Here is a 4,012-nt window from a genome sequence, read left to right on the forward strand (position 1 = left end):
CGTACGTCCCCTCCCACCCCACCTACCCGTGGCAGCCCGCTCCCCCGCCCCCGCCCCGACCGCGGCGGGCGGCGACCCGGGCACCGCTCGGGCACCACAGTGACCTGCGCGTCCTGCGCAGCGCCTACCGCTGGCAGCGACGCGTGGCGACACTCACCGCGCTCGGCTACTTCACCGTCTTCCTGATCCTGTCCGCGTACGCGCCGTCGTTCATGACCGGCACCGTCACCGACGGAGTGCCCACCGGCCTGCTGCTCGCCGTGCTCCAGGTGCCCGTGACCTGGCTGGCGATCGCGATGTACGAAGGCACCGCACGCCGCCGTGTCGACCCCCTCGCGGACCTCATCCGCAGGCAGGCCGCGCTGGACGCCGGGCGGGAGGAGGCGCGATGACCGCCATGAGCCCGGAGTTCACCGGGAACGCGCAGGCCATGGCGCTCGTCGGCTTCTGTGCCGTCGTCACGGTCACGCTGCTGCTGTGCGTGATGACCGGCCCCGACCGTGACGACCTCGACGAGTTCTACACCGGCTACGGCTCCCTGTCCTCCCTGCGCAACGGCCTGGCGATCGCCGGTGACTACATCTCCGCGGCGACCGTCCTCGGCACCGGCGGGGTCATCGCCCTGTTCGGGTACGACGGCATCGTGCTCGCGCTGAGCACCGCCCTGTCGCTGATGCTGCTGATGTTCCTGCTGGCCGAACCGCTGCGCAACGCGGGCCGGTTCACCATGGGCGACGCCCTGGCCCGGAGGATGCCGCAGGGACGCGCGATACGCGTCACCGCCTGCGCCGTCACCCTCGCCGCACTGCTGCCCATGATGCTGGTGCAACTCGCCGGCACCGGGCAGCTGATGGCGTTCCTCCTGGGCTTCTCCGGCGAGTCGCTGCAGACGGGCTGCATCATCGGAGTGGGTGCCCTGATGATCGGCTACGCGGCGATCGGCGGCATGAAGGGCACCGCCCTCATCCAGATCCTGAAGATCGTGATGCTGCTCGGCTCCGGCCTCGTCGTCGCCGCCCTCATCCTGCACCGGTTCGACTGGAACCCGGGCGCCCTGTTCGACGCGGCCGCCGACAACAGCGGTGTGGGCTCCGCCTTCCTCGCCTCCGGCCTCCAGTTCAGCGGCGGCGCCAGCCCCGGCCTGGACATGATCACCACTCATCTGACGGTCGTCCTCGGCGGCGCCTGCCTCCCCCACGTCACCATGCGCATGTACACCGCCTCCAGTGCCCGCCAGATACGCCGCTCCATGTCCTGGGCGGTGTCGAGCGTCGCCCTCTTCGTCCTCGTCATCACCGTCGTCGGCTTCGGCGCGACCGCGCTGATCGGACGGGAAGCGGTCGCGCAGGCCGACCCGCGGGGCAACACCGCCTATCTGCTCGGCTCCCAGGCCGCGTTCGGCGCCGAGGTGACCACGGCGGAGACCTTCCTGTTCACCACCGTCACCACGGCGATCTTCCTCACCGTCCTCGCCTCCGTCGCCGGCATGATCCTCGCCTGCGCCAACTCCCTCGCCCACGACGTCTTCGCGGCCCGGGTCCAGGAGATGTCACCGCGCCGCGAGATGACCCTCGCCCGTCTCTCCGCGCTCGCGGTGGGCGTCCCCACGATCCTGCTCGCCACCCTGGTACAGCACCACAGCCTGCAACCCCTGGTCACCCTGTCGCTCTGCCTCGGCGCGTCCGCCATCGCACCCGCCCTCGTCTACAGCCTCTTCTGGCGCCGCTACACCCGGACCGGCCTGCTCAGCACCCTCATCGGCGGCGCGCTCGCCGTGCTGCTGCTGATGCCGGGCACCAACCTCGTCTCCGGCTCCCCCGTGTCCGCGTTCCCCGACGCCGACTTCAACTGGTTCCCCTTCACCACGACCAGCCTGCTGTCCATCCCCATCGGCTTCGCCTGCGGCTGGCTCGGCACGATGACCTCCGGCCGGGCCGAGGCGGAGCAGCAGCGGCACCAGTACGAGGCGGTGGAGGGGCTGATCCTCGCCGGAGCGATACGCCGGAAGCGCTGAACCGCACCACCGGCCGTGGCTGTCGAAGGCGGTGGAAGGCAGCGGGAAGAGCCCGCCCGCCCCCACCACCGCACACAGCCGAGCCGGGCCCGGTCGTCACATCCGACCGGGCCCGGCTCCCCACCTGTTCGCCGCCCTCAGCGGCGAGGGGTCACAGCAGGCCGTCCCACATCTGCTCCAGCAGGACCGACCACCAGCTGTCCGGCGAACCGAGTGCAGCCGGGTCCAGCGCCGCCAGTTGCATCTGGAAGTCGACGGTCCAGCGGCCCGCCTGCTCCGGGTTCAGCCCGAACCGCAGCCGCCACATCCGCCCCAGCAACGCCAGGCAGCGCGCGAACTCCGGCAGACCCGTGTTCACGAACTGCGGCGGTACGGGCGCACCGCCCGGCCCCGCCTCCACCGGCACCGCGACGATGTTCGCCGTGCCGTACTGCACACAGATCGCCTTGCCGAAGTCGCTGCCCATCACCAGGTACGAACCCGCGTCCGAGGCCGGCTGCACGCCCCGCTCCACGGCCAGCTCCGCCAGCGTGGGCACCGGACGCCCCGGCTGGGCCTGTGCCCAGAAGAACGGGCCCATGTCCAGCGGCAGTCCGGCCACCACCAGCGTGTGCGCCACTATCGGCGGCACCCCCTGCCGGGACACCGCGATCTGCTCGAACCGGAACACACCCGGCCCGAACGCCCCTGCCAGTTCCTGCCCGATGACCTCCGGCGGAACCGGCGGCGCCGGCGGAACCGGCGTCAACGGCGCGCGCACCGGAGCCGGCCGGGCAGGACCGTCCGCCACCTGATGCAACTCGCCCTGATGCTCGAGCAGTTGCCGCATGCCCTGCTGCCGGCTCGCGTGATCCGTGCCGTACGGGGCGATGTTCGTGATCCGCGCCTGCGGCCACTGCTCCCGGATCATCCGGGCACAGTACGCACCCGGAAGCTCACACGACTCCAACTCCGTGTGCAGCTCCAGCACTTGGTTCGGCGGCACATTCATCGCACGCAGCTCGTGGAAGATCTGCCACTCCGGGTGCGGCGTGCCCGGCGCCGAACGCCGGATCAGCTGCTGCTCGGAACCGTCCTGCGCGCGGTAGCGCAGAACCGCCTGATAGCCGGGGCCGACCGTCGGCTGTCCGACGGGCTGCGGCGGATAGCCGTACGCCGGAGGCACCGCACCGGGCACACCGCCGGGAACGCCGGGGGGCACGGGAGGCGGCGTCCCGGGGACACCGGGCGGCGGCGGAGGTGCGCCGGGGCCGCCGACCGGAGGACCGGCCAGCATGGTCTCGGCGTGGTGCACGGGACCACGCCCTCCCGGGGCACCCGGGGCGCCCGGGGGCTGCGGCGCGCCGGGGACGCCGGGCGGGCCGGGAGGCTGCGGCGCGCCCCCGCCGGCCCCCGGGCGGCCGGGGTCGGCGAACACCGTCGCGGCGTGATGCACCCCGCCGGGCGGCGTACCACCGGACGCGGGCGGCACCCCGGGCGGAGGCGGAGTACCGGGCGGCGGCGTCGGGGTGCCGGCCGCCGGCCGGCCGCCCTGGGCGCTTCCCGGGCCCTCCGGACCCTCGAAACCGCTGAGTCCGTTGGACCCCAGCGACGACATCATCTGCGTCGGTACGTACCCGCCCGCCGGACCCCCCGGCGTGCCGGGACCCGGCGGGGGCACGGACGGCGGCGGAGGCGTGGCCCCCGCCCGCGTGCCCGGCGTGCCCGGGGCGCCCGGCGGAGGCGGCGTCGTCGAACCCGAGCCGCGGCGCGGCGGCGGCGCCTTGCTGGTCGCGGCGTCGGCGATGTCCCCGGCATCCGGCGCCGACGGATATGCCGGCGCACCCGGAGGCACCTGCGCGTACGGGACCTGGAGCGCCGGGCCCACCGCCGTCGGCGGCAGCCGGCTGCCGCCCGAGATCAGTGCCGTCTGCGCGTCCGGCGCCGCCGGCGGCGGCGTGTCGTCGTCGGACTGGCTCAGCGGCGGAGCGAACACGGTCTCCGGCAGCGGCACGGAAC

Annotated in this window: 3 protein-coding genes; 2 read left to right on the forward strand and 1 reads right to left on the reverse strand. The window is 73.7% G+C overall.

Going from position 1 to position 4,012, the window contains the following annotated elements; genetic code table 11:
* Together DIZ27_RS44515 and DIZ27_RS44520 are read left to right on the forward strand one after the other, a co-directional pair.
* Positions 1–392: DUF485 domain-containing protein (locus DIZ27_RS44515; RefSeq protein WP_109383931.1), on the forward strand; the 392-nt coding region annotated here is incomplete at its 5' end.
* Positions 393–397: 5 nt separating this feature from the next.
* Complete coding sequence (locus tag DIZ27_RS44520; protein WP_109383932.1) at positions 398–2,014, forward strand: cation acetate symporter; 1,617 nt, start codon at positions 398–400, stop codon at positions 2,012–2,014.
* 151 nt (positions 2,015–2,165) lie between these two features.
* Here DIZ27_RS44520 and DIZ27_RS44525 read toward each other — a convergent pair.
* Positions 2,166–4,012, reverse strand: a 1,847-nt coding sequence (locus DIZ27_RS44525; RefSeq protein ID WP_181384038.1) for an SUKH-4 family immunity protein, incomplete at its 5' end; no start/stop codon positions are given.

It is taken from the genome of Streptomyces sp. NWU339 (assembly GCF_003143855.1).
Taxonomy (GTDB): domain Bacteria; phylum Actinomycetota; class Actinomycetes; order Streptomycetales; family Streptomycetaceae; genus Streptomyces.